The organism is Jiangella rhizosphaerae (assembly GCF_003579925.1).
Classification (GTDB): Bacteria; Actinomycetota; Actinomycetes; order Jiangellales; family Jiangellaceae; genus Jiangella; species Jiangella rhizosphaerae.
Genome location: NZ_QUAL01000027.1, coordinates 1 through 3,595, shown reverse-complemented (window position 1 = coordinate 3,595; position 3,595 = coordinate 1). Strand labels below are relative to the sequence as shown.

The following is a 3,595-nucleotide window of genomic DNA, read 5'->3' as shown; positions in this document are numbered from 1 at the left end:
CCCGGGGCGGCCGCCGCCACCGGGTGGCCGGGCCGCCGCAGCGCCGCCCGCGCGACCGCCGCCTTCGCACCGACGTGCGCCACCAGCGCGCCGACGGTGATCCACGCGACCCAGTAGTGCGCGGCCGGGAAGTAGAACCCCCAGGGGTACCACCGCGACACGTTGGCGACGCCGGAGAAGAGCTGGAACACGGCGCCGCAGACCAGCGGCACGAGCATGAGCCGCTCGGCGGCGTGCGCCGCCCCGGTCACGGGCGGCCGGCGGAACAGCCGCGGGTACACCGACCACAGCTTCGCCAGCAGCAGCGGCACCGCGGCGAATCCGGTCGCCACGTGCAGGCCCTGCGTCACCCGATAGAGCGAGGCCGGCCGCGGCGGGACGGGCAGCCAGTCCACCGGGTGCTGCTGCAGGTGCGAGTAGAGGCCGGTGATGAAGCACACCAGGACGCACGCGCCGAGCGCGATGCCGAGGATCGCGGCCGTGCGCGCATCGTGCACCGGCCGCCGCAGCGCCTCGTCACGGGCCACGCCCAAGGCGCGCAGCGGCTTCACCGGAGCCCCGCCCCCGCGAGCACCGAGCGCACCACGCCGGCGGTCCGGGAGCCCGGGACCGCGGCCGCCACCGCCACCGCGTCGGCCGCCGTGTCGATGTCGCGCAGCACCGGCAACGGCGTCACCGCCAGGCCCAGCGACCGCAGCCGGTCGGCCTGCCGGGCCGCCGTGTGCGCCGTGCTCATGGGCACCCCGTCGAAGACGCCGCGCCGCCACCGACGCAGCCCCAGCGCCCACCAGCCGCCGTCCTCGGCCGGCCCGAGCAGCGCCCGGTCCGCGCGGCCGCCGTCGCCGGTCAGCAGGTCGAGGGCGTCGTCGAGCAGCGACGGCGTCACCTGCGGGGTGTCCATGCCGAGCTGCACGGCCGGGCCACCGGCGTGGCGCCACGCGGCCGCCAGCCGGGCACCGAGCGGCCCGGGCGCCTGCGGCACGACCTCGAAGCCGGGCGACAGCCACGATCCGGGCCGGCCGTCGAGGACGAGGATGCGCCGGTCGGCGCCGCACCGGGCGACGGCGTCGAGCGTGTCGGCGAGGGCCGCCTCGGCGACACGGGCGGCCTCGACGGGGTCCAGCGGCGGGCAGAGCCGGGTCTTCACGCGGCCGGGCACCGGCTCCTTCGCGACCACGAGCACCTGGATGGCAGCCATGATCTCGACCGTAGGGTCGGCCGGCCACCGTGATTCTTACAAGCCGCGAAACTCTGCCGCCGTACCCGCCCGACCTGGGGCGAAGCGGTCACCGGCGGTGGCATGGTGGAGCCATGGATCCCGGACCGGCCCAGCGCGTGCTGGTGGTGGACGACGACCCGGCGCTGTCCGAGGTGGTCGGGCGGTACCTGCGCCGCGACGGCTTCGAGGTCGACTACGCCGCCGACGGCACCGCCGGCCTCGCGAAGGCGCTCGACACCCTGCCCGACCTCATCGTGCTCGACCTCATGCTGCCCGGCCTCGACGGCCTCGAGCTGTGCCGCCGCTTGCGCCGCGTCGCGCCCATCCCGGTGGTGATGCTCACCGCGCTCGGCGAGGAGAACGACCGCATCGCCGGCCTCGAGATCGGCGCCGACGACTACGTCACCAAGCCGTTCTCACCGCGTGAGCTGTCCGCCAGGGTCAAGGCGGTGCTGCGCCGGGCGGCGGCCGGGAACGTCACGCCGTCGACGGCGGCGCGACGGCTGACCGGCGCCGGCTGCGAGGTCGACCTCGTCGCCCATCAGGTGCGCCGGTACGGCGAGCTGGTGGCCCTCACGACCAAGGAGTTCGATCTGCTCGTGCACTTCATGACGCACCCGGGCGTCGCCTACCGCCGCGAGGAGCTGCTCGAGGCCGTGTGGGGCTGGCGATTCGGCGACACCTCCACCGTGACGGTGCACCTGCGGCGGCTGCGGGAGAAGATCGAGGACGACGCCTCGGCTCCGCGGCACCTGCTCACCGTCCGCGGCGTCGGCTACCGGTTCCAGCCATGACGCGGCAGGCCACCACCGTCTCGGTCCTGGCGACCGGCCTCGTCGTCGCCGGCGTCATCGCCGCCTCCGCCGGCATCCCGACCCGCGACACCGCGGTCCTCGTGGCGGTGACGGCGCTCGCCTCCGGCGCGGCGTTCCTCGCCGGCGCCACCGTCCTGCGCCGGTTCCGCGGCCGCCCGGTGCGCACCCAGGTACTCGTCGTCGCGGTGTCGTCCCTGCTCATGACGGTGGCCGGCGTCGTGGCCGCGGCTCTGGCGATGTTCATCTCGACGCACGACCTCATGGCGCTGTTCGTCGTCGTCGCGGTCGCGACCGCCATGGCGGTGGGCGCGGCGCTGCAGCTCGGCGACGACATCGGCACGGGGGCGAGGCAGGTCGGGCACCTCGCGCGCACGATGGTCGACGGTGGCGACGGTCCGGCGGCGGTCACCGGGCCCGGCGAGCTCGCGGCGCTCGCGGCCGAGCTCGCCGACGTGTCCGCCCGGCTGGACGAGTCGCGCCGGCGCGAGCGTGCGCTGGAGGCGTCGCGGCGCGAGCTGATCGCCTGGGTGTCGCACGACCTGCGCAGCCCGCTGGCGACCATCCGCGCGATGGCGGAGGCGCTCGACGACGAGGTGGCCGACGACGCCGCCACGGTCCAGCGCTACCACCGGCAGATCCGCGGCGACGCCGAGCGGCTGACGGCCCTGGTCGACGACCTGTTCGAGCTGTCGCGGATCAACAGCGGCGCCGTGCGGCTCGGGCCGGAGCTGGTCTCGATCGGCGACGCCGTCGCCGAGTCGCTGGCCGGTGCGGCCTCGCACGCCTCGGTCAAGGGTGTGCGGCTGGTCGAGGAGCTCGACGACCTGCCCGCCACCGAGGTGTCCGCCCGCGAGTTCACCCGCGCCCTGAACAACCTCCTCGACAACGCGATCCGGCACACGCCGGCCGGCGGCCGGGTGGTCGTCCGGTCCGGCCGCGACGCCGGCGGGGCCGTGCTGCAGGTCATCGACGAGTGCGGCGGCATCCCGGAACCCGACCTGGACCGCGTCTTCGACGTCGCCTTCCGCGGCGACGCCGCGCGCGGCCGCGACGCCGGAGGCGGCGGGCTGGGCCTGGCCATCGCGCGCGGCCTGGTCGAGGCGCACGCCGGTTCCGTCGAGGTCGCCAACCACGAGCGCGGCTGCCGGTTCACCGTCCGGCTCCCGGCGTGACGGTNGGCCATCGCGCGCGGCCTGGTCGAGGCGCACGCCGGTTCCGTCGAGGTCGCCAACCACGAGCGCGGCTGCCGGTTCACCGTCCGGCTCCCGGCGTGACGGTGTCCGCGGCGCTCGCGGCCACCCGGGCGGCGACGACCGGGCCGGCGCCGCGCCGCGCGGTCGCCTGGGCGCTGGGCGGCTGGGTCCTGCTGCTGGTGACCGCCTGGATCTGGGGCCTGGCCCTGCCGGCTGACGAGCTGCACCTGGGTGCGATCCCGTTGTACGGCCGCTGGGAGCTCGCGCCGGCCTGGCGGCTGGCGCTGCCGGTCGCCGTCGGCGCTGCGGCCGTGCTGGTGCTGCCGGGCCTCGCGGCGCGGTGGCCGTGGCGGCGGGTGCTCGGCGCG

Annotated in this window: 3 protein-coding genes and 2 pseudogenes; 3 read left to right on the top strand and 2 right to left on the bottom strand. The window is 76.4% G+C overall.

Going from position 1 to position 3,595, the window contains the following annotated elements:
- Positions 1 to 551: pseudogene (locus DY240_RS03185) on the bottom strand (molybdopterin-dependent oxidoreductase); the annotation flags it as partial.
- A complete protein-coding gene (locus DY240_RS03180) occupies positions 548 to 1,198 on the bottom strand; it encodes a TIGR04282 family arsenosugar biosynthesis glycosyltransferase (RefSeq protein ID WP_119658519.1) in 651 nt (216 codons plus the stop codon). The pseudogene DY240_RS03185 and the gene DY240_RS03180, both read right to left, overlap by 4 nt.
- 113 nt (positions 1,199 to 1,311) lie before the next feature.
- Here DY240_RS03180 and DY240_RS03175 point away from each other — a divergent pair, with 113 nt between their 5' ends.
- From DY240_RS03175 to DY240_RS03165, 3 genes and pseudogenes are all read left to right on the top strand, one after another.
- Positions 1,312 to 2,013, top strand: a complete 702-nt coding sequence (locus DY240_RS03175) for a response regulator transcription factor (RefSeq protein ID WP_119658518.1) — start codon at positions 1,312 to 1,314, stop codon at positions 2,011 to 2,013.
- Positions 2,010 to 3,206, top strand: coding sequence for a sensor histidine kinase (locus DY240_RS03170; RefSeq protein ID WP_119658517.1), 1,197 nt, complete (start codon positions 2,010 to 2,012; stop codon positions 3,204 to 3,206). The genes DY240_RS03175 and DY240_RS03170 overlap by 4 nt, the downstream gene beginning before the upstream one ends.
- A gap of 98 nt (positions 3,207 to 3,304) precedes the next feature.
- Positions 3,305 to 3,595, top strand: a pseudogene (locus DY240_RS03165) (hypothetical protein); the annotation flags it as partial.

Coding starts and splice junctions, on each gene's coding strand:
- DY240_RS03175 (WP_119658518.1), top strand. CDS start 1,312: ATGGATCCCGGACCGGCCCAGCGCGTGCTGGTGGTGGACGACGACCCG.
- DY240_RS03180 (WP_119658519.1), bottom strand. CDS start 1,198: ATGGCTGCCATCCAGGTGCTCGTGGTCGCGAAGGAGCCGGTGCCCGGC.
- DY240_RS03170 (WP_119658517.1), top strand. CDS start 2,010: ATGACGCGGCAGGCCACCACCGTCTCGGTCCTGGCGACCGGCCTCGTC.